Source organism: Kitasatospora sp. NPDC096128, assembly GCF_040303105.1.
Lineage (GTDB): Bacteria > Actinomycetota > Actinomycetes > Streptomycetales > Streptomycetaceae > Kitasatospora.
The window spans coordinates 20,903-42,162 of record NZ_JBEOSP010000006.1; the positions used below are offsets into that span (position 1 = coordinate 20,903).

17 protein-coding genes and 2 pseudogenes are annotated in these 21,260 nt (G+C 71.9%); 2 read left to right on the forward strand and 17 right to left on the reverse strand.

The window, feature by feature from the left end; translation table 11 throughout:
- Positions 1 to 292: 292 nt before the first annotated feature.
- The 14 genes and pseudogenes from ABTY61_RS08970 to ABTY61_RS09035 form a co-directional block, all read right to left on the reverse strand.
- Entirely contained in the window at positions 293 to 3,340 is a 3,048-nt protein-coding gene (locus ABTY61_RS08970; RefSeq protein WP_350504277.1) for a helix-turn-helix transcriptional regulator, read from the reverse strand.
- A 134-nt stretch (positions 3,341 to 3,474) separates the two neighbouring features.
- Positions 3,475 to 3,633 carry a hypothetical protein gene (locus tag ABTY61_RS08975; RefSeq protein WP_350504278.1) on the reverse strand — a complete coding sequence of 53 codons (159 nt, stop codon included), beginning with the start codon at positions 3,631 to 3,633 and terminating at the stop codon, positions 3,475 to 3,477.
- Between the two features lie 298 nt (positions 3,634 to 3,931).
- On the reverse strand, positions 3,932 to 5,443 hold the full coding sequence (gene gatB / locus ABTY61_RS08980; RefSeq protein ID WP_350504279.1) for an Asp-tRNA(Asn)/Glu-tRNA(Gln) amidotransferase subunit GatB: 1,512 nt from the start codon (positions 5,441 to 5,443) through the stop codon (positions 3,932 to 3,934).
- A gap of 71 nt (positions 5,444 to 5,514) precedes the next feature.
- Positions 5,515 to 5,808: a hypothetical protein gene (locus ABTY61_RS08985; RefSeq protein ID WP_350504280.1), complete on the reverse strand. Its 294-nt coding sequence runs from the start codon at positions 5,806 to 5,808 to the stop codon at positions 5,515 to 5,517.
- On the reverse strand, positions 5,805 to 7,298 hold the full coding sequence (gene gatA / locus ABTY61_RS08990; RefSeq protein WP_350504281.1) for an Asp-tRNA(Asn)/Glu-tRNA(Gln) amidotransferase subunit GatA: 1,494 nt from the start codon (positions 7,296 to 7,298) through the stop codon (positions 5,805 to 5,807). Before gatA ends, ABTY61_RS08985 begins: the two co-directional genes overlap by 4 nt.
- Before the next feature lie 5 nt (positions 7,299 to 7,303).
- Positions 7,304 to 7,600, reverse strand: coding sequence for an Asp-tRNA(Asn)/Glu-tRNA(Gln) amidotransferase subunit GatC (gene gatC / locus ABTY61_RS08995; RefSeq protein WP_030057414.1), 297 nt, complete (start codon positions 7,598 to 7,600; stop codon positions 7,304 to 7,306).
- 185 nt (positions 7,601 to 7,785) lie between these two features.
- Positions 7,786 to 9,537: pseudogene (locus ABTY61_RS09000) on the reverse strand (putative bifunctional diguanylate cyclase/phosphodiesterase); the annotation flags it as partial.
- Positions 9,538 to 9,922: 385 nt separating this feature from the next.
- Positions 9,923 to 12,211, reverse strand: a complete 2,289-nt coding sequence (ligA, locus tag ABTY61_RS09005) for an NAD-dependent DNA ligase LigA (protein ID WP_350504283.1) — start codon at positions 12,209 to 12,211, stop codon at positions 9,923 to 9,925.
- 19 nt (positions 12,212 to 12,230) lie between these two features.
- Positions 12,231 to 13,241 carry a methionine synthase gene (locus tag ABTY61_RS09010; protein WP_350504284.1) on the reverse strand — a complete coding sequence of 337 codons (1,011 nt, stop codon included), beginning with the start codon at positions 13,239 to 13,241 and terminating at the stop codon, positions 12,231 to 12,233.
- Between the two features lie 61 nt (positions 13,242 to 13,302).
- The gene (locus ABTY61_RS09015; protein ID WP_350504285.1) at positions 13,303 to 13,992 is read right to left on the reverse strand and encodes an SDR family oxidoreductase; all 690 of its coding nucleotides are present in this window, start codon (positions 13,990 to 13,992) and stop codon (positions 13,303 to 13,305) included.
- Between the two features lie 13 nt (positions 13,993 to 14,005).
- Positions 14,006 to 14,530, reverse strand: coding sequence for an LOG family protein (locus ABTY61_RS09020; RefSeq protein WP_350504286.1), 525 nt, complete (start codon positions 14,528 to 14,530; stop codon positions 14,006 to 14,008).
- Between the two features lie 102 nt (positions 14,531 to 14,632).
- Complete coding sequence (locus ABTY61_RS09025) at positions 14,633 to 15,067, reverse strand: NUDIX hydrolase (RefSeq protein WP_350504287.1); 435 nt, start codon at positions 15,065 to 15,067, stop codon at positions 14,633 to 14,635.
- A complete protein-coding gene (locus ABTY61_RS09030; RefSeq protein WP_350504288.1) occupies positions 15,064 to 15,621 on the reverse strand; it encodes a GNAT family N-acetyltransferase in 558 nt (185 codons plus the stop codon). The genes ABTY61_RS09025 and ABTY61_RS09030 overlap by 4 nt, the downstream gene beginning before the upstream one ends.
- An 8-nt stretch (positions 15,622 to 15,629) precedes the next feature.
- Positions 15,630 to 16,937 (reverse strand): helix-turn-helix domain-containing protein, encoded by a 1,308-nt coding sequence (locus ABTY61_RS09035; protein WP_502895262.1) that lies wholly within the window; start codon positions 16,935 to 16,937, stop codon positions 15,630 to 15,632.
- A 141-nt stretch (positions 16,938 to 17,078) separates the two neighbouring features.
- On the opposite strand from ABTY61_RS09035, the gene ABTY61_RS09040 reads away from it, so the two are divergent.
- Positions 17,079 to 17,525 (forward strand): ATP-binding protein, encoded by a 447-nt coding sequence (locus ABTY61_RS09040; RefSeq protein WP_350504290.1) that lies wholly within the window; start codon positions 17,079 to 17,081, stop codon positions 17,523 to 17,525.
- Between the two features lie 438 nt (positions 17,526 to 17,963).
- A complete protein-coding gene (locus tag ABTY61_RS09045; protein WP_350504291.1) occupies positions 17,964 to 19,121 on the forward strand; it encodes a methyltransferase domain-containing protein in 1,158 nt (385 codons plus the stop codon).
- Positions 19,122 to 19,165: 44 nt separating this feature from the next.
- Here the strand turns inward: ABTY61_RS09045 and ABTY61_RS09050 are convergent, their stop codons facing one another.
- The 3 genes and pseudogenes from ABTY61_RS09050 to ABTY61_RS09060 all read right to left on the reverse strand — a co-directional run bounded on the left by ABTY61_RS09050 (position 19,166) and on the right by ABTY61_RS09060 (position 21,208).
- Entirely contained in the window at positions 19,166 to 20,329 is a 1,164-nt protein-coding gene (locus tag ABTY61_RS09050; RefSeq protein ID WP_350504292.1) for an alpha/beta hydrolase family protein, read from the reverse strand.
- 163 nt (positions 20,330 to 20,492) lie between these two features.
- A pseudogene (locus ABTY61_RS09055) lies at positions 20,493 to 20,889 on the reverse strand (type II toxin-antitoxin system VapC family toxin).
- A 49-nt stretch (positions 20,890 to 20,938) separates the two neighbouring features.
- A complete protein-coding gene (locus tag ABTY61_RS09060; RefSeq protein WP_350504293.1) occupies positions 20,939 to 21,208 on the reverse strand; it encodes a type II toxin-antitoxin system Phd/YefM family antitoxin in 270 nt (89 codons plus the stop codon).
- Between the last annotated feature and the right edge of the window lie 52 nt (positions 21,209 to 21,260).

A 21,260-nucleotide genomic window follows, 5' to 3' on the forward strand; every position in this document is an offset into this window, starting at 1 on the left:
TGGCGCCCCGTCAGGACGGTGGCCCAGGGGGTGGGCGGCCTTCCGGCCGCCGCACCGCACCGATGCTCCCGTTCGGGACCCTACACCAATTCCGTCACTCAATGACACGCACACTCAACTTAGAGTAATGGCGACAGGGCAGGCAAAGGCACCCGATTCCGACCGATCGGCCCGGTTGGCGGCGGCGCGCGGGCAGGGGCTCACGCGGCGCGCACGGGAGCACGCGACGGCGCCCGCGCACGCGGACGGCACCGGCCACCGACCGTTCGGACACGGTCGGCGACCTGCGGGTTCACCGCCCCGAGGGAGCCAGGTCGTCGGGGAAGAGGCGCAGCCGGTGGGCCAGCGCCGCGGCCTCGCCGCGGCCGCCGACCTCCAACTTGCCCAGGATGTTGGACACGTGCACGCTTGCGGTCTTCGGAGAGATGTACAGCTCCTCGGCGATCTGCCGGTTGGTCCAGCCCCGCGCGAGCAACCGGAGCACGTCCCGCTCACGGGGGGTGAGCCCGAAGGAGTCCCCGACGGCCTGGGCCGGTACGCCGGCGGCGGCCGGGCGCTCGACCGGGGCCAGGGTCAGCCCGGCCCGCTCCGCCAGGGCGGTGACCTGCGCCCCGAGCGGCCGGTCCGCCCGGGCGGTCGCCAGTTCGCCCGCCTCGCGCAGCAGTTCGGTCGCGGCCTCGCGCCGCCCCGCCCGCACCTCCGCCTCGGCGCCCCGCAGCAGGGCGAGCGCCAGCGGGTACGGCAGGCCGGTCGGCCGCAGCTCGGCGACCGCATCCGCCCACTGCGCGGGGGTGTCCGCGGCCGCGGCCCGGGCCAGCTCGGCCTCCAGCAGCCGCGCCCAGCCGTGGTGCAGCGGCGAGTGGGGCCGCAGCTCGGCGGCGGCCGCGGCGATCGCGGCCAGTGCGGCGGGCCGCCCCGCGGCGGTCTCCGGCACGCCCAGGCTGTCCGCCTCCACCCCGGCGGCCTCCACCAGCAGCGGGTAGACGTCGGACTCGTACCCCAGCCGCCCGCCCTCCGCGAGCGCCGCCAGCAGTTCGGCCCGGGCGTCCAGCGGCCGCCCGTTGTACCCGGCGATCCGCACGGCCAGCCGGCTGATCGGCACGCTGTGCTGCGCCTGGCCGACCCGGTTGGCCGCCCGGGCCCGGGCCAGCATGGTCGCCGCGGTCGCGAGGTCCCCGCGCAGCACGGCGAGGTCGCCGCTCATCCGGTCCAGGAACTCGGCGTGGGAGCCGGGCAGGCCGATCAGCTCGCTGGCGGTGAGCAGCTCCTCGGCCTCCCGCACCCGCCCGAGGTCGGCGAGCGCCTCGACCAGGTTGCCGGTCAGGATGTTGCCGATGTTGCGCTGCAGCCCGTTGCCGTCCGCGAACTCCAGGCCCTCCCGGGCCAGTCGGACGGCCTCCTCGGCCCGGCCCAGTCCGCGCTGCATGCTGGCCAGGTTGTTGATGCCGCGCAGCAGGAGGTCGGGGATGCCGAGCGACCGGGCCCGCTCGACCGCGGCCGCCAACTCGGCCAGGCCGCCCTCGGCATCGCCCAGCAGGTCGTAGCGCAGGCTGCCGAGGGTCATCCGGGCGTGCACCTCGACCGAGTGGGCGCCGACCTGCTGGGCGATCCGGATCGCCCGCTCGGCCAGCTCCAGGTGCTCGAAGCGGGGCGCCCTGACCACCGCCACGCCGGCGGCCAGCGCGAACACCTCGGCCTGGGTCGCGGACGGCGGCAGGTGCTCCACCAGCCGGTGCGCGCGGGTGATCTCCTCGTCGTCCCCGGAGCGGCGCAGGTTGCCCAGCATCCGGGCCCGGTTGATCCGGAACCAGGCCGCGCGCACCGGGTGCTCCGCCTCGTCGACCAGCCGGATCCCGCGCTTGGCCAGGCTCAGGCCGCGCTCGCGGTCACCGCAGCGCCGGGCCGCGACCACCGCCTCGGCCAGCACGTCGACCAGCTGGATCCGGTCGCAGTCCGCGTCCGCCGGGCTGTGGTCGCAGGAGCCGGGCGGGTAGGTCTCGGCCCAGTCGTACGGGCGCAGGGTGTGCGCCAGCACCTCCTCGGAGACCAGATCCCACAGCTCCAACGCCCTTTCCAGCATGCCGAGTTGCTCGGCGAAGGCGTTACGGCGGCGGGCCGCCCGGGCGGCGTCCAGGGCGGTCGGCAGGGCCCGCGCCGGGTCGTGGGCGTGGTACCAGTAGTTCGCCAGCCGGGCGGGCAGCGCGTCCGCGGGCACGAGCTGCGGGGCGGCCTCCACGGCGAGTGCGAACTTGCGGTTGATCCGGTGCCGTTCGCCGGGCAGCAGGTCGTCCGAGACGGCCTCGCGGACCAGCGCGTGCCGGAACCGGTAGCCCTCGCCCTCGCTGTCCGGGCGCAGGATGTTGGCACCGACGGCCGCCCGCAGCGCCTCGATCAGCGCCTCCTCGTCATCGGCCAGGACGGCGGCCAGCAGGGCGTGTTCGACGTGCGAGCCGCCCTCGGCGGCGATCCGCACCACCCGCTGGGCCTCCTCGTCCAGCCCCTCGACCCGGACCAGCAGGATGTCCCGCAGCGAGTCGGTCAGCCCGGCGCCGCAGCCGTCCTCGAAGGCGGTGGCCAGCTCCTCGACGAAGAACGGGTTGCCCTCCGAGCGGCGCAGGATCCGGTCCACCAGCTGGCGGTCGGGGGCGCCGGTGCCGAGGATGCCGGCCAACTGGGCCGCGACCTCGCGGTGGCTGAACCGGGCCAGCTCCAGGCGCTGCACCGTGCGCAGCCGTTCCAGCTCGGCCAGGAAGGGGCGCAGCGGGTGGCGGCGGTGCAGGTCGTCGGTGCGGTAGGTGGCGACCAGCAGCACCCGGGAGCGGTGCAGGGTGCGCACCAGGAAGGCGAGCAGTTCGCGGGTGGAGCGGTCGGACCAGTGCAGGTCCTCGACGGCGAGCACGAGGGTACGCTCCGCGCCGAACCGTTCGAACAGTCGCGCAGTGTGCTCGAACAGTCGGGCCCGGCCGTACTCGTCGTTGGGTTCGCCGTCTCCCTCTCCGAACTCGGAGAGCAGCCGGGCGAGATGGCCCTCGCTGCCGGCCGCCGCCGCCTCGAACTCGGCCCCCAGCGAGCGGTGCAGCCGGCGCAGCGCGGCGGCCAGCGGTGCGTAGGGCAGGCCCTCGGCGCCGACCTCCAGACAGCTGCCGAGCGTGGTGACCGCTCCCCCGTCGGCGGCCCGCTGCAGGAACTCCTCCAGCAGCCGGGTCTTGCCGATGCCGGCCTCGCCGCCGATCAGCACGGCCTGCGGGCTGCCGGTGCCCGCCCGGCGCAGCGCGTCGGTCAGTTCGGTGATCTCGCTGCCGCGGCCGACGAAGACGGGACTGACCGATATCTGCTGCATGGAGGCGAGCATGCCATAGCCGGAGCCACTGGTGAGAGGGGTTATCTCGCGGGGCGAACGCCCGGAGGGGGAGGCGCTCACCCGCGGCGCCTCCCCCTCCGGAACTGCATCGGCACCGTCCTGGTGCCGGGTCATCAGCATTCCGGCTGACGCACGGGGCGCCGCTGGAAGCGGGCGGCCACCGGACGGCGGCGCAGACGGGCGACCTGCTTGGCCTCGCGGACCAGTCGCTCGTGCTCGGCGCGGGCTTCGAGCTCGTGGGCCTGCTGCTGGATGAGCTGGTACTCGATCACTTCGGGTTCCCCTTGTGGGTTTCACTGCGTTTCCCTGACATGTAAGAGCTTCCTCCCCCAGTGGGGGGTGCTGCATCGGGCGCGTGCCCCATCTTCCGAAGGCAGAGTGCCTTAGATCCGGCGCAGAAAAAGGTTTAAGGCCCCGCCTCACCTAGATACATAGGTGAGACGGGGCCTTAGGCCTTACTTAGAGGGCCTTAGATGCCTTAGACGCCTTAGGAAGGCGGGCTGGACAGCCTGGGCAGCCGCGGCTTCTCAGGTCACTCAGGCGCAGACGCCCGGCTTCTCCAGACTGCGCCTACTGTCCTTCCACGGCAAGCCGCTCCAGGATCAGGTCCTTGACCCGGGCCGCGTCCGCCTGGCCACGGGTGGCCTTCATGACCGCGCCGACCAGCGCGCCCACGGCCGCGACCTTGCCGTCGCGGATCTTGGCGGCGACCGCCTCGTTCTCGGCGATCGCCTGGTCGACGGCGGCGCCCAGCGCGGAGTCGTCGGAGACCACGGCCAGGCCGCGCTTCTCGACGACCTCGTCCGGCTCGCCCTCGCCGGCCAGCACGGCCTCGATGACCTGACGGGCCAGCTTGTCGTTCAGCTTGCCCTCGGCCACCAGCGCGGTCACCCGGGCGACCTGCGCCGGGGTGATCGGCTGCTCGCTCAGCTCGGTGCCGGTCTCGTTGGCGCGGCGGGCCAGCTCACCCATCCACCACTTGCGGGCCTGGTCGGCGGGGGCGCCGGCCGCGATGGTCTCCAGGATCGGCTCGACCGCACCGGCGTTGAGCACCGACTGCATGTCCTTGTCGGACAGGCCCCACTCGGCCTGCAGCCGGGCGCGACGCACCCGCGGCAGCTCCGGCAGCCCGGCCCGCAGCTCCTCGACCCACGCCCGGGCGGGGGCCACCGGCACCAGGTCCGGCTCGGGGAAGTAGCGGTAGTCCTCGGCGTTGTCCTTGATCCGGCCCGAGGTGGTGCTGCCGTCCTCCTCGTGGAAGTGACGGGTCTCCTGGACGATGGTGCCGCCGTCGGTCAGCACGGTGGCGTGCCGCTGGATCTCGAACCGGGCGGCCCGCTCCACGCTGCGCAGGGAGTTGACGTTCTTGGTCTCCGAGCGGGTGCCGAAGGTCTCGGTGCCGTTCGGGCGCAGCGACAGGTTGACGTCGCAGCGCATCTGGCCCTTGTCCATCCGGGCCTCGGAGACGCCCAGCGCCTTGATCAGCTCGCGCAGCTCGGCCACGTACGCCTTGGCGACCTCGGGGGCGCGCTCGCCCGCGCCGACGATCGGCTTGGTGACGATCTCGATCAGCGGGATGCCGGCCCGGTTGTAGTCGAGCAGCGAGTGGGTGGCCCCGTGGATGCGACCGGTGGCGCCGCCGACGTGGCTGGACTTGCCGGTGTCCTCCTCCATGTGGGCGCGCTCGATCTCCACACGGAAGGTCGAGCCGTCCTCCAGCTGCACGTCGAGGTAGCCGTTGAAGGCGATCGGCTCGTCGTACTGCGAGGTCTGGAAGTTCTTGGGCATGTCCGGGTAGAAGTAGTTCTTCCGCGCGAACCGGCACCACTCGGCGATCTCGCAGTTCAGCGCCAGGCCGATCTTGACGGCCGACTCCACGCCGACCGCGTTGACCACCGGGAGCGAACCCGGCAGGCCCAGGCAGGTCGGGCAGGTCTGGCTGTTCGGCTCGGCGCCCAGCTCGGTCGAGCAACCGCAGAACATCTTGGTCTTGGTACCCAGCTCGACGTGGACCTCAAGGCCCATCACCGGGTCGTACGACGCGAGAGCGTCCTCGTAGGAGACCAGGTTCATGACGCTCACAGCGTCCCTTCTCACTTGAAGCTTGGGAGGTACGGGCCCGGCCCCGCGGCGCGCGGGGCCGGGCCGGGGCGTCAGCCCAGCAGCACGTCGTCGGAGGCGAGCTGACGCAGCTCGCGCACCAGCAGCGCCGTGCCGGTGATCAGCGCGGCGGCGCCGACCAGGGCGTTGACCAGCTTGAGGGTGTCGCTCTCCTCGCGGGCCTTGCGGACGTCCTTGACCACGGAGATCGCACCGAACGCGCTGGTGCCGATGGACAGCCACAGGCCGGGCTTGCTGTGCTTCCACCCCTTGACTGAACTCGGGGCCTTGAGGGAGCTCTGGGCCTTGAGGGAGCTCTGGGCCTTGGCCTTCTCGATCTTGCTCACAGTGCCGGTACCTCCTCCAGCAGGGTGTGCCCCCACTTGTCGTTGAGTGCGGCCTCGACGGCACCGCCCACGCGGTACAGGCGGTCGTCCGCCATCGCGGGAGCGATGATCTGCAGGCCGACCGGGAGATTGTCCTCCGGCGCCAGGCCGACCGGCAGCGACATGGCCGCGTTGCCCGCCAGGTTGGACGGGATCGTGCACAGGTCGGCCAGGTACATCGCCATCGGGTCGTCGGCGCGCTCGCCGATCGGGAAGGCGGTGGTCGGCGTGGTCGGCGAGACCAGCACGTCCACACCGGCGAAGGCGGCGTCGAAGTCGCGCGAGATGAGCGTGCGCACCTTCTGGGCCGAGCCGTAGTAGGCGTCGTAGTAGCCGGAGGAGAGGGCGTAGGTGCCCAGGATGATGCGGCGCTTGACCTCGTCGCCGAAGCCGGCCTCGCGGGTCAGCGCGGTGACCTCCTCCGCCGAGCGCGAGCCGTCGTCGCCGACCCGCAGGCCGTAGCGCATGGCGTCGAACCGGGCCAGGTTGGAGGAGCACTCCGACGGCGCGATCAGGTAGTACGCCGGCAGCGCCAGGGTGAAGGACGGGCAGGACACCTCGACGACCTCGGCGCCCAGCTCGCGCAGCAGCTCCACCGACTCGTCGAAGCGCTGCATCACGCCGGCCTGGTAGCCCTCGCCGGCGAACTCCTTGACGACGCCGATCCGCATGCCGCGGACATCGCGCATCTTCGCGGCCGCGACCACGGCCGGGACGGGCGCGTCGATCGAGGTGGAGTCCAGCGGGTCGTGGCCGGCGATGGCCTCGTGCAGCAGGGCCGCGTCCAGCACCGTACGGGCGCAGGGACCGCCCTGGTCCAGGCTGCTGGAGAACGCGACCAGGCCGTAGCGGGACACCGAGCCGTAGGTCGGCTTGACGCCGACGGTGCCGGTGACGGCGCCGGGCTGGCGGATCGAACCGCCGGTGTCGGTGCCGATCGCCAGCGGGGCCTCGAAGGCGGCCAGCGCGGCGGCCGAACCGCCGCCGGAGCCGCCGGGGATGCGGGTGAGGTCCCACGGGTTGCCGGTCGGGCCGTAGGCCGAGTTCTCGGTGGAGGAGCCCATCGCGAACTCGTCCATGTTGGTCTTGCCGAGGATGACCACGCCGGCGTCCTTGAGACGGGTGGTCAGGGTGGCGTCGTAGGGCGGGATCCAGCCCTCGAGCATCTTGGACCCACAGGTGGTCGGGATGCCCTTGGTGGTGAAGACGTCCTTCAGCGCGAGCGGGACGCCGGCCAGCGGGCCCAGCTCCTCGCCCTTGGCGCGCTTGTCGTCGACGGCCTTGGCGGCGGCCAGCGCGCCCTCGGTGTCGACGTGCAGGAAGGCGTTGACCTTCTTGTCGACGGCCTCGATGCGGTCCAGGTGCGCCTGGGCGACCTCGACGGCGGAGACCTCACCCTTGGCGATGGCGCCCGCGGTCTCGGCCGCGGTGTACTTGATCAGCTCGGTCATCTCGGTCAGTCCTCCCCGAGGATCTGCGGCACACGGAAACGCTGCTCCTCGGCGGCGGGGGCGCCGGACAGCGCCTGCTCCGGGGTGAGCGACGGCCGCACCTCGTCCGCGCGCATGACGTTGGTCAGCGGCAGCGGGTGGGAGGTCGGCGGTACGTCCTGTCCGGCGACCTCGGAAACGCGGGCGACCGCGCCGATGATCACGTCGAGCTGCTCGGCGAAGTGGTCCAGCTCTTCGGGCTTCAGCTCAAGACGCGACAGCCGGGCGAGGTGGGCGACCTCCTCGCGCGTGATGCCAGGCATGCAGCGATCCTCAGGGTGAGTTCTGGTGAGACCCGGCGACGCCAGCGGCGGTGCCGGGCCCGGGCAGGAGCAGCCGGTTCGGCGCTCCGTCCTCGTGGTCTTTGGACCCCATCCTATGGGGCCCGGCCCGGCCACCGGCCAACGAGTGGACCCACGGCCCCGTTACCGCCCCGTCACCCCTGCGGCTACTGGGGCCGGGTGCGGGCCCAACCCTGCGCGCCCGGTGCCTGGAAGCCGATCTGCGCGGCGGGCAGCGCCTGGCCGCGCTGCCCGGCCTGGAGGGCGGGCGGCAGCACCGGCGGGAGGGTCGGCGGCAGCACGGGGGGCAGCGCGCCCGACCGGTCGACCGGCTTGACCGCGGCGGGCCGCTCGACCGGCTTGATGATCGACGGGAGCTGCGGCGGCGCGCCGAGGCGCTCCACCGTCGGGGCCCCGGTGGTGCGGTGCACCCGCAGCCAGGCGGTGGCCTGTTCGGCGGGCAGCGCGGCGGACACCAGCCAGCCCTGGACGGCGTCCACGCCCATGCAGTGCAGCCGCTCCCAGGTCTCGTCGTCCTCGACGCCCTCGGCGACCACGGTCAGGCCGAGCGAGTGGGCCAGCTCGACCGAGCAGCGGACCACCGCCGCGTCGTGGTCGTCGGCGACCATCCGGGAGACGAAGGAGCGGTCGATCTTGAGCTCGCCGACCGGCAGGCTGCGCAGCCGCACCAGCGAGGAGTGGCCGGTGCCGAAGTCGTCCAGGGACATCCCGACGCCGTAGCCGCGCAGCTCGGCCAGGGTGTCGGCGGCGCGCCGGGAGTCGTCCAGCAGCAGCCGCTCGGTGATCTCCAGCTGGAGCGCGTGGGCCGGCACCTGGTGGCGGACCAGGTGCCCGGCGACGCGCTGGGCGAAGCCGGGGTTGAGCACGTCGCGCGGCGAGACGTTGACCGCGACCTGCACCTGGAGGCCCTGGTCGCGCCAGTAGGCGAGCTGGCCGACCGCCGCCTCCAGCACGTAGTCGGTGAGCCGGGGCATCAGGCCGCTGGACTCGGCGAGCCCGACGAACTCGTCCGGGGAGACCTTGCCCTGGCCGGGCCGCTCCCAGCGCAGCAGCGCCTCCAGGCCGACCACCCGGCCGTCGAAGGCCACCTTCGGCTGGTAGTGCAGCTGCACCTCGCCGGTCTCCAGGGCCCGGCGCAGGTCCCCGAGCAGGCCGATCCGGTACGGGGTGTCGGCGTCCTGGGTCTCGTCGTACTGGGCGACCCCGCTGCACTCGCGCTGGGCGTGGCCCATCGCCACGTCGGCGCGGCGCAGCAGCGACTCGGCGTCCTGGGCGCCCTGCGGGTAGACGCAGACGCCGGCGCTGGCCTCCAGCACCAGCAGCAGCCCGTCCAGCCGGATCGGCGCGGCGAGTTCGGCGATCAGCGCCTTGGCGACCCGTTCCAGGCTGTCGGGGCAGTTGATGCCGGGGAGCAGGACGGCGAACTCGTCGCCGCCCATCCGGGCCACCATGGGGCGGCCGCGCCGGTAGTTCCGGGGCAGGCCGGCGAAGACGTCGTCGATGGACTCCCGGGTCTCGCTGCCGGCCGGGCCGCCGGAGCGCAGCGCCCGGTGGAGCCGGCGGGCGATGTGAACCAGCAACCGGTCACCGGCCGTATGACCAAGTGTGTCGTTGAGTGACCGGAAGCGGTCGAGGTCGAGCAGGATGAGACCGACGCTGTAGCCTTCCTCGCGCTCGACGATCGCCTCCTGGGCGGCCAGCAGCAGGGCCTGACGGTTGGGCAGATCCGTCAGGGGGTCGGTCAGCTGGTCGCGGGCCCGGTCCCGGGCGATCCGCCAGGCCGCCACCAGGACGGCCAGCGGCACCGCGAACAGCGGCAGCAGTTCGGGTTCGTACCGGTAGACCAGGACGGCCAGCGGGATGAGCGGCGCGGCTCCGGCCAGCAGCACGCCGAGCAGCAGGACCGCACCTGCCACCCCCTGCGGCGGGCGTGTGGGCGCGCCGCCGGTCGTACGATCCATAAGCCCTGTCCTCCGTCGGGCCCGCCCCGTCAGGCCGCCTTACGGTGAGGCACCGATCCGGTACCGACAGCTGCCGGGCATGGAGCGACCCCGAGGAGCACCGGCTCGGCCGATGCCCCCACCCCTGCTGACACTCTGTTGCGCTCCAGGGTATGCCGGGGTCCACCCGGTGGGCAGACTTTCGGACAACCGGAAACGCGCCACCGCGCCCGGGTGCCGCACAGTGACACAATGCCCGCTTTCACGGGACGGCACCCGGTGACGTTGCATCAGGACGATAACAACACGGATCCGGGTGCCGACCGCTCGGGTCCGCTCCCGATCAGCCCTCGGCGGGTACCGCGGCGGGCTCCTCGGGCGCCTCCGGCTCCGGAAGTCCCAGGTGGGCACGGGCGGCAGACGGTCCGTCGGAGAGCAGCACGGCGAAGCCCGCGTCGTCCAGGACGGGCAGGCCGAGCTGCACCGCCTTGTCGTACTTGGACCCGGGGTTGTCACCGGCGACCACAAAATCGGTCTTCTTCGAAACCGAACCGGTCACCTTCGCTCCGCGCGAGGTCAGCGCCTCCTTGGCGCCGTCCCGGGTGTGGCCGGCCAGCGTCCCGGTGACCACGACGGTCAGTCCCTCCAGCGGACGCTCCGCCTCCTCCTCGTCCGCGAACTCCTCGACGAAGCGGACGCCGGCGGCGCGCCACTTCTCCAGGATCTCCCGGTGCCACTCCTCCTCGAACCACTCCCGGATCGAGCGGGCGATGGTGGGGCCCACCCCCTCGACCGCCGCCAACTCCTCCTCGGTGGCCGAGAAGACCCGGTCCAGGTCCCGGAACTCCCGCGCCAGCTCCTGCGCCGCGACCGGCCCCACGTGCCGGATCGACAGGCCGTTGAGGAAGCGCCAGAGCGGACGGTCCTTGGCCCCCTCCAGGTTGTCCAGCAGGGTCTGCAGCGACTTCTTCGGCTCGCCCTTGGTGGTCGCGAAGAAGAAGACCTCCTTCTCCTTGCCCGTCCGGTCGTCCAGCTTGGGCATGCCGGTCTTCTGGTCGCGCACCAGCACCTTGATCGGCAGCAGCTGCTCCGCCGTCAGCCCGAAGACGTCGCCCTCGTTGCGCACCGGGGCCTCGGCCGGCTCCAGCGGCTGGGTCAGCGCGGTGGCCGCGACGTAGCCCAAGCCCTCGACGTCCAGGCACTGCCGCCCGCCGAGGAAGGCGATCCGCTCCCGGATCTGGGCCGGGCAGTACTGGGCGTTGGGGCAGCGCAGGTCGATGTCCCCCTCGGACATCGGGCGCAGCTCGGTGTCGCACTCCGGGCAGTGCGAGGGCATCACGAAAGCCTGCTCGGTGCCGTCCCGCAGGTCGTAGACCGGGCCGAGGATCTCCGGGATGACGTCACCGGCCTTGCGCAGCACGACGGTGTCGCCGAGCAGGACGTCCTTGGCCTTGACCACGTCCTGGTTGTGCAGCGTCGCGTACTGCACCATCGAGCCGGCCACCTTCACCGGCTCGGCCAGCACCGCGAACGGGGTGGCCCGGCCGGTGCGCCCGACCCCGACCCGGATCTCCGCCAGCTTGCCGGTGACCTCCTCCGGCGGGTACTTCCAGGCGATCGCCCAGCGCGGGGACTTGGAGGTGGCGCCGAGCCGGCCCTGGAGGGCGATCTCGTCCACCTTGACCACGACGCCGTCGATCTCGTGCTCGACCGAGTGCCGCTGCTCGCCGAAGTGCTTGATGAAGGCCCGGACCTCGGCGAGCGTGCCGACCACCTGGTTGTGCCGGGCGGTGGGCAGGCCCCAGTCGTGCAGCAGCCGGTAGGCGTGCGACTGGTTGTCGATGTCGAAGCCGACCCGGGCGCCGATGCCGTGCACCACCATGTGCAGCGGGCGGGAGGCGGTGACGTGCGGGTCCTTCTGGCGCAGTGAACCGGCCGCGGCGTTGCGGGGGTTCATGAACAGCCGGATCATCGCCCGGGGCCGCTTGCCCTCCTTGGCGCGCTCCTCGTTCTCCTGCCGGCGGCGCTCGTTCTCCTCCGCGAAGGAGGCGTTGAGCGCGTCGAACTCCTCGGTCGGGAAGTAGACCTCGCCGCGGATCTCCACCAGCTCGGGGATGTTCTCTCCCTTGAGCTGGTGCGGGATCTCCTTGATGGTGCGGACGTTGGCGGTGATGTCCTCGCCGACCCGGCCGTCGCCGCGGGTCGCCGCCTGCACCAACTGGCCGTTCTCGTAGGTGAGGTTGACGGCCAGGCCGTCCACCTTGAGCTCGCACAGGTAGTGGTACTCGATGCCGTGCAGCTCCGAGGCGACGCGCTCCGCCCAGGCGGCCAGCTCCTCGTCGTCCATCGCGTTGTCCAGGCTGAGCAGGCGCTCCCGGTGCTCGACCGCGGCGAACAGCCCGGTGGCGGCGCCGCCGACCCGCTGGCTGGGCGAGTCCGGGGTGACCAGGGCCGGGTGCTCGGCCTCGATCGCCTCCAGCTCGCGCATCAGCGCGTCGAACTCGGCGTCGCTGACGACCGGCGCGTCCTGCTCGTAGTACCGGGCGCGGTGGTCGGTGATCTCCGCCGCCAGCTCGGCGTGCCGCCTGCGCACCTCCGCCGGGATGTCCTCCCAGCCCTCGACAGCCGTCACCGCAAGCCCTCCTACGTTCTCATTCGGGGTTGTCCACCAGGCTCTGCGCCGCCCGCGCCGCGAGCGACAGCGCCTTGCGCGCGTACGCCGGGGAGGCCCCGGCGAGCCCGCAGGTCGGCGTCACCAGCACGCGACGGCCCAGCAGCTCCGGGGCGAACCCGAGCCTGCGCCACAACGTCCTGACCCCCTGGACACTACCGGCCGGGTCGGACACCGCCTGGTCAGTGGCGGGGACGACACCGGCGAGGATCGCCGTGCCGCCCTCCACCGCCTCGCCCAGGTCGTCGTCCTGGCGCTCGGTGAGGAGGGAGAAGTCCAGCGAGATCCCGGCGACACCGGCCCGGCGCAGCAGCGGGACCGGGACGTCCGGCGCGCAGGAGTGCACGACCACGGGAGCGTCCAGGCTCTTGATCACCTCCCGCAGCACCTCCTCGGCGACCTGCCGGTCCACCGAGCGCAGCCGCTGGAAGCCGCTGGCCGTCTTCACCGACCCGGCCAGCACGGCGGGCAGCGAGGGCTCGTCCAGCTGGAGCACCACCTCGGCGCCCGGCACCCGCTTGCGGACCTCGGCCAGGTGCCGGCGCAGACCCTCGGTGAGCGAGCCGGCGATGTCCCGGCAGGCGCCGGGATCGGCGAGCGCCTTCTCGCCGTGCTTGAGCTCGATGTTGGCCGCCAGCGTCCACGGGCCGACGGCCTGGAGCTTGAGCGCGCCCCAGTACCCCTGGGTGAACTCCTCCAGGGCGTCCAGGTCCTCGCCGAGCCAGGAGTGGGCGCGGCGGGTGTCCCGGCCGGGGCGGTCGGCGAACCGCCAGCCGCTGGGCTCGGTCTGCGCGAAGAGTTCGACCAGCAGGCCGGCGCCGCGGCCGATCATGTCGGCGCCCGGGCCGCGGGCGGGCAGCTCGGGCAGGAACGGCAGCTGCTCCAGCGCCCCGGTGGAGGTCTTGGCGGCCTCCCGGGCGTCGGTGCCGGGCAGCGAGCCGACGCCGGTGGCGGCGCCGCGCAGGTCGGGGAAAGGGTGTCCGGTGCTCACCCGTCCGAGCCTAGTGCGCGGCGCCGCGTGCGTTCGCCGGTGTCCTGGTCGGCGCCGGCGGTCAGCGGCCGGGGCGGACGGTGAGGTCGGTGATCTCGGCGTCCCGGGAGGCGTCCAGGGCGGCGAGGACGGCCTTGGCGACGGACTCCGGGTCGATCCAGCGCCCGGCGTCGTACTCCTTGCCCTCCTGCTGGTGCACCTTGGCCTGCATCGCCGTGGCGGTGCGGCCCGGGTAGACCGAGGTGACCCGGACGCCGTTCGCGTGCTCCTCCTGGCGCAGCGCGTCGGCGAGCGCCTTCAGACCGTGCTTGCTGGCCGCGTACGCCGACCACTCGGCGTGGGCGGTCAGGCCGGCGCCCGAGTTGACGAACACCACGTGGCCCTTGGCCAGGCGCAGCGAGGGCAGCAGCAGCCGGGTCAGCTCGGCGGGGGCGACCAGGTTGACGTTCAGGGTGTCCTGCCAGGCCTTCACCGGCAGGTCGCCCACGGTGCCCAGCTCCACCATGCCGGCCACGTGCAGGACGGAGTCCAGCTCGACGGGCAGCGCCTGGTGCCCGAAGGCCCAGGAGAGCTTGCCGGGGTCGGCGAGGTCGCCGACCAGGGTGCGGGCGCCGGGGAAGCGGTCCCGCAGCTCGGCGGCCCGCCGGGCGTCCCGGGCGAGCAGCCAGAGCTCGTCCCCGCGCTCGGCGAGCTTCCCGGCCAGGACGGCGCCGATGCCGGAGCCGGCGCCGGTGATCAGATGTGCAGCCATGGGCCCGATCCTCTCAGGCCTTGAGCAGCTCGAACACCTCGGCGGGCGTGTCCGCGAAGGTGACCAGCTCGGCGAGCGGCTTCGGCAGGAAGCCCTCGGCGTCCATCCGCTCCAGCTGGGTGCGCAGGCCCGCGTAGAAGCCCTCGGTGTCCAGCAGGACGACCGGCTTGTCGAAGATCCCGTGCTTCTTGAGCTCCAGCACCTCGGTGACCTCGTCCATGGTCCCCAACCCGCCGACCAGCACCACGATGGCGTCCGCACGGGCGGCCAACTCCCGCTTGCGCTCGGCGAGATCGGCGGTCATGACGAGCTCGTCGGCGCCGACGTACCCCTTGTGCTTCAGCATCTCGACCAGCACGCCGACCAGTCGGCCGCCCGCCGCCTTCACCTCGTCGGCCAGCAGCCCCATCAGTCCGGCGTTCGAGCCGCCCCAGACCAGGGTGTGGCCGCCCTCCCCCAGGAGCCGGGCGAACTCGGCGGCGGGGGCGGAGTAGCGGTCGTCGAGCGAGTACGCGGAGCAGAAGACACAGATGTTCATAGTGCCGTCTGGTCTATCACGCCCGGCCGCCCCCGCTCACCGGCATTACGAGCGGAGCCCCCGCCACTGCCGCCTTCCTCCTCCTGCTGTCTCCCGCCCGGATCACAGCAGCCGTCGGCCGTCGTGGGTCCGGACGGTCGGTGCCAGGTCGACCCGAAGCGCATCCAGGAGGCGCACGGCGTAGACCTCCGCCATTCGATCGGAGACCTCGGTCGGCGTGAGCCAGTCGACTTCGACCGACTCGTCCGAGAGTCGCTCCGCCCCGCTCTCCGGCCGACAGCGGAAGACCAGGGCAACGATCCCCCGACTCACGTTCTTGTAGACGCCGGTCAGCCGCTCCACGCCGACCTTGATCCCGGTCTCCTCGTAGACCTCGCGGCGCACGCCGTCCTCAACCGACTCGGTCAACTCCAACACCCCGCCCGGCGGCTCCCAGGTCCCGTTGTCAGCCCGCCGGATCGCCAGCACCCTGCCGTCCTCACGTACCACCGCCCCGGCGACGGACACCGAGTGGAGCGGCGTTGCCTGGGGGTTCATGCTCGCGCCGCCGGGCGAAGCAGGTCGAGGATCATCACGTCATGCCGAGCCGCGCCCTCCCATGGAATCGCCGATCCGACGTGCCGGTAGCCCCACGCGCGGTAGGTCGCCTGGGCCGCAGTCGCCTCCGGTCGGCTGTTCAGCATCACCCGGGCGTTGTCCAAACCTTCGATGAGGACGCGATGCAAGCGAGTGGCGATGCCTTGGCGACGCCACTCGGGCCGGACTGCCAACTCGAAGAGGCCGAACGTCCGAGCACCGTCTTCACGACTGAGGCCCTCAGGCACGGGGTCGATCAAGGTTCTCCACCACCCCGTGTAGGCCGACAGCGGATAGCCGTACGCCATCCCCACTGCGGTGTCGTCATCGAAGGCAACGGCCGCCCGAAAGCCGCGTCGACGCACCTGGGAGCGGAACCGCCTGAACGCCCGCTCCACATCGACCGGGCCCTCGTCGTACGGAGGCTCCGCGAATGCCTCGGCGAACACCTGCTTCAACTCGTTCTCCAGCTTCGCAGTGTGCTCACCATCGAGAAGCTGAACCGTAACCGTCACGCCACCCTCTACTTCCGGGCCAAAACCCCGAGCGTTCGAAGTTCCTCGACACAGTGTCGTGCCATCACCGCATCCACACTGGCGGCCAGAGAGGCCACCGTACGCAGCCGATCGGCGAGTCGGGTCGAGGCCATGCCCATCGCCGCACTGGCGCTGGCCACCACCTCCGCGCAGGCCTCTTCGACCTCGCCCGCTCTCATCAGCACCTCGGCCAGCCGCGCCCGGTACAGCGCCGCGTTTCGGCTGTAGGTCGGACCGAGCTGCCCGAGGGCGGATCGGAGGAACGGAATCGCATGCGCAAGTTGCCCAGTCTCCACGTGCCACGCAGCAGTCGCATAGTCCACCTCAACCTGACCGGCGAACGCCGTCCACGGAGGCGCGTCGGCGTCTTTGTCCGATCGGTCCTGCCATACCAGCGCCTGAGACAGGGCCCGCCGGGCACCCGCGTGATCACCAGCAGCCGAGAGAGCCCGGGCCTGCCGCAGGGCGACCACTGATTTCACCTTCGGTCCACCCTGAGCCTGTGCGATCTCCCCGGAGGCGGCCGCTGCGGCGACCGCCTCCCATGGTCGCTTCTGCTCAACGGCGAGCAGGGACAAACTGTCAAGCGCCCGAACCTCCAACAGCGGATCACCGACCAAACGGGCCGAGGTCAGTGCCTCAGTGCACGATGCGCGGGCCGCTGCCGGCCTCCCCGCATCGAACTCGATCCATCCAAGGTGGGAGTGGAGCGTACCGACCAGCAGTTGAAGGTCGCGTCCGACGGGGGCGAGATAAACCCCTCCGGTCACGGCCTTCTCGATGCTGTGAAGCACACGCGTGGCGGCCTGCCGGGCGACTCGGCCACCTTGTGAGTGATCAATGGTGTACAGCTCAGAGACCTTCGACCTGAACGCCTGGATATCGGTCGCACCAATTCGCCGTCCCGTCCTCCCGGAGGGCAAAACGGACGCCCCCAGAAGCGCTCCGACATCGACAACAAACTGCCGACGCAGCACCTCGCCCTCCTGACACCGACCCTCTGACGTGCTGACGGTCCGCTCCGACGGAACCGTGAACCCGAGCTCAGCCAGTGGGACGCCCAACAATGCTTCCAGAACAGCCTGTTGACCAGGGTGCGGCAACGGCGGACCGGGGGACTCCCACCGCCTGAGATGTCGAACACTCACCGCAGCGCGGACACCCATACGTTGTGCCATGTCCAGGAACGCGGCAACAAACGTTTCCTGCGTGTATCCGGCAGCCTTTCGCAGCTCCGCCAGTGATCGCGCCACCACAGACCCCCCAGCAGTCGTACCTACTCCTCCGCCGGACATACCCGACGCACCGAAAGGTCCGGTGAAACGTCCGGTCACGCAAGCCCCGTTCACCACCACGGGGCTGTGAACTAGGAATACCTCGCTGGCAGATCAGGCACCAGGGAGCAACCCACCGGACCACCCGAGGGAGTGACCTCGATGTCTCCACCCACCGCACTGTTTGCCCGGCCAGCCGGCGAAAGGGAGCAGCCGCAGCCGACAACGGTCCGCCTGCCGTACCGGCCGGAGTCAGTGGCGACCGCGCGTCACTTCGTCGCAGCCAAGCTGCGGGAGTGGGGGCTGGGCGATCTTCTGGACGACGCCCTGGTGATCGTCAGTGAGCTGGCCACAAACGCGGTGAAGACCGGGTGCCAGACGCGCATGGTCGTCGCCGTGCGCCGTCCGAGCGGACAGGTCGTCCGCATCCTCGTCGGGGACGGCTGTCGTGCCATGCCGACGATGGTCGGGGCCGGAACCGATCAGACGTCCGGGCGGGGACTCGCGATGGTCCACCTGCTCACGCGCGGCCGCTGGGGTGTCACCCCTCTCCCGCTCGGGAAGATCGTTCACGCCGATCTCCTGGTCGCCGACTCGACCGACCGGTGAGCTGTTCCGCGTCCGACGAGAGCGAGGACGCACCGCTGCCGAGTCCCGATCCCGTTCAGGTCTGGACCGCCTACGGAGTGTCGGCAGCAGGCGTGCTGCATGTCATCGCTGCGGCCCTGGTGCTGATCAACCGCAGCCACTGAACCCCCGCCCGCGCCGCCGGGTCGGCGGCGCGGGCGGGAAAAGCACCGCACCCGCGACCGACCGAGAGGAGCACCGCCATGTCTACCCCCGGGCCGGAGCCGCCCCGGCCGCCGGACTGATAGAGGCACACCGACCACCAACGATCAACCGAACTGGAGGAGTTATGGGCTGGGGAACGGACAAGCCGAGCGGTGGCAAGCACGGGGGCAAGAAGGACCCGGGTACGAGCAAGCCGTCGCCGGACGGATCGCGGCCGGCGCCCGATCCGAAGCACAAGAAGGGTGAAGGCGAGAAGTGACGGAACCCGTGCATCGACCGGAGCAGGCCGCCGTTCGCGGCCTGCTCCGGGCCGTCGGTGAGGCGCTTGACAGCCCCGTCCCGCGCGAATGGAAGGAAGCGGTCAAAGCGGTTCCCCGGCATCGTTTTCTGCCGGAGCGGATCTGGCTGGAGGACGGCAACGGCGGCTACGAGCCTTGCGACCTCCAGGGCGACGGCGGACGCTGGTTCGAAGCGGCGTACTCGGACGTGCCGATCGTGACGCAGGTCAACGATGGTGAGGAGCCGATTGACGCGGCTGATGCCTGGCCGTCCTCATCGGCGTCGGCGCCCTCGATCGTCGTCAGGATGCTGCGTGACCTCGACGTCCGGCCGGGGATGAATGTGCTGGAGGTGGGCACCGGGACCGGCTGGAACGCGGCGCTCTTGGCGCACCGCCTCGGCGCCGGGCAGGTGGCCTCGGTCGAGATCGACGCCGAGGTTGCCCGTCAGGCGTGGGCCTCGCTCAACGCGGCGGGGCTGAACGTGAGCGTGATCTGCGGGGACGGTGCTCGCGGCTGGCCCCGCCGCCAGCCGTACGACCGGATCGTGTCGACCTGCTCGGTTCGGCGGGTGCCGTGGTCGTGGATCGAGCAGACGAAGCCCGGCGGAATCATCCTCACGCCATGGGACAGCCCGATGCTCTGCTGGGGGCTGCTCAAGCTCACCGTCGAACGCGACCGCGCGCAGGGGTGGTTCGGCCCGCACTCCGCGTTCATGCTGATGCGCAACCAGCGGCGGGACCTCCGCATCTTCCGGGATGTCGTGCGCGACGAGCACGTTCCGGAGGAGTCCGGGACGTCGCTGCCACCCTCGCGGATCGCGGGAGACCAGTGGGAGGCCCGGTTCGCACTCGGGCTCAGGCTGGGCGATGTGTGGACCGCCTGGGAGGACGACGAGGAGCGCCTCTGGATCGCGACGACGGACGCCCTTTCCTGGGCGGCCGTCGATCGCGATGACGAGCACTACACCGTCTGGCAGTACGGCCCACGTCGCCTCTGGGACGAGGTGGAGACCGCCTACCGGTGGTGGGAGACCCAAGGCAGCCCAGGACCGGAGCGGTTCGGCCTCACCGTCACCCCGGAGGGCCAGTGTGCCTGGCTGGACTCCCCGGACAACCCTGTTCCGCAGCGCTGAACGGGCCCGGCCGTCCGCACCGCGCGGCCGGGCCCCGGATCCGGTCACGGGCGCTGGAACTGCACCTCCGGGTTCGCGGCCGACGGACCGTCCAGGAGGGGCTGGTGGACTCCCTTCAGAGTCTGGTCGAAGAAGGCCCCGACGTACTCCCGGGTCAGCTGCATCCCGCGCTGGGGCGAGGTGGTCGTCCCGGGAGGGGACGGCAGGCCGGCTGCGGCGGCCAGGACCGGGACGTCCGTGAAGCTGGAGTGGTTGTCGCCCGCGACGGCCAGCCAGGGCTTGTAGCCGCACCAGCCGGCCCAGGTCTCGCCCCAGGACTTGTCCTCGCCGCCGGCGGTGTGGTCGCTCTGCTTCCCGAGCAGGAGGAACGAGCGTCCCTCCAGCTTGTCGGTCGGAACCGGCGGGTAGAACGTTCCGTCCATGTTCACCCCGGCCAGGATCCGCCGATCCTCGGCCATCGCGTTCAGCGCCGACGCGCCGCCGATGGAGTGCCCGGCCATGCCGATGCGGTCGCGGTCGATCAGGTGGGACAGCCGCCACGCCGGGTGGCGCCCGGTCAGCTGGTCCAGGACGAAGGACACGTCCTGCGCCCGGCTGTCCGGGAGCGAGTCCGGCGCTCCGCTGTCGCACAGCGCGCAGCCCGGGGTGCTGCCGTCGGCGAGCGTCTCGCCGGAGTCCTCGTAGGTGTGGCCGACCAGGGCGACGACGTAGCCGCGGCCGGCCAGGTCGGTCGCCAGGCCGGTCAGCGTGGCGCGGGGGTTCTCGAAGCCGGGCGAGAGCACCACCAGCGGGAACTTCCCGCCGGCGGCCTTCGCCCCGGTGTAGGCGTGGGTGTCGACGCCCACGACGTCCTGCGGCCGAAGCCCGGTCCCGGCCGGGACCCTGGTCGCCACGAAGCCCTGCGCCTCGCCGAGGGTCATGTACGGAGCGGGCTCCCCGGTGCCCTGCCGGGCCGGGTAGAACATCGACACCGCGAGCTGCCGCGGGCCGGCCGAGGGCACCCACGGGTCGGTGCGGCTCCGGTCGGTCAGGTGCAGCACCTCCTCCCCGGCCGCGTACCGCCCGGTCGGGGCGGGCAGCTCGGCGTGGAAGGCGGCGGGGGCCGAGGCGGGGGGCGCGGCGGGCGCGGCCAGGGCGGCACCGGCCAGCGGGAGCGGAAGGGCGAACACCAGGGCGGCGACGGCCGCGACACGACGGATTCGGTTCATGCCCCTGACGGTAGGTCCGGGCCCCGAACCCCCGAATCAGCCCGCCGAATGCCCTCTCCGGCCCCCCGTCATCCGCCCGGTCCAGCCCCGTCATCCCTCCGGATGACACCCGCCATGGCCCTCTCAGTCCCGCACCGCGGGCATTCGGTGATGGTGGACGGCCTCAGGTGTGCTCGACCAACGGCCTGGTCACCGGGACCACCGTGAGGAGCCCGTCGAGCCCCTTGAAGTCGTCCGGATTGGTGGTGAACAGAGGCAGGTCCTCGGCGATCGCGATCGCCGCGATCATCAGGTCGGCCACCCGGCGCCTCGGCTTGCGCCCTGAGCCGACAACTGCCGCACAGACCCGCCCGTAGATCCGGGCCGCCTCGGCGTCGAAGGGAATGGGGGTCGAACTCGTTCTCGGCCCGCTGGAGCACATCGAGGCGCCGGGCCCGTTCGGCGTGCTCGTCGTAGTCGTTCTGTTCCTCGTTCCGCCGGACCTCGTGCGGTCCGGCGGACAGTTCGGCGAGAATGATCGCGCTGATGGCCATCTCGGCCGGAAGCTCGGCGGGGTCCACTCACTTGCGCAAGATCATGATGTTGGTGTCGAGGAGACCCTGCTCGTGGTCAGCGGCCATAGGGGTCGTCCGCCCGCTGCTCGGCCGTGGCCTCCTGGTCAGCACGGAAGGCGTCCAGGGAGAGGTCCGGAGCGCTTCGCGACATGGCGGCGAACTCGGCCCGGGACACGAACCGTCGACGGCGCCGGAGCGGGATCAGCTCCCCGATCCGGTGCCCGTCCCTGGTCACGGTGAAGGACTGGCCGGCCTGGACGGCGTCCATGATCTCCTCGGGCCTGCTGCGCAGGTCCCGTTGGCTGATCTCGGGTTGCACTGACATGCCTCCAGCGTAGGGGCCGGCATGTCGGTGCGGCACACCGTTCGAACCGATC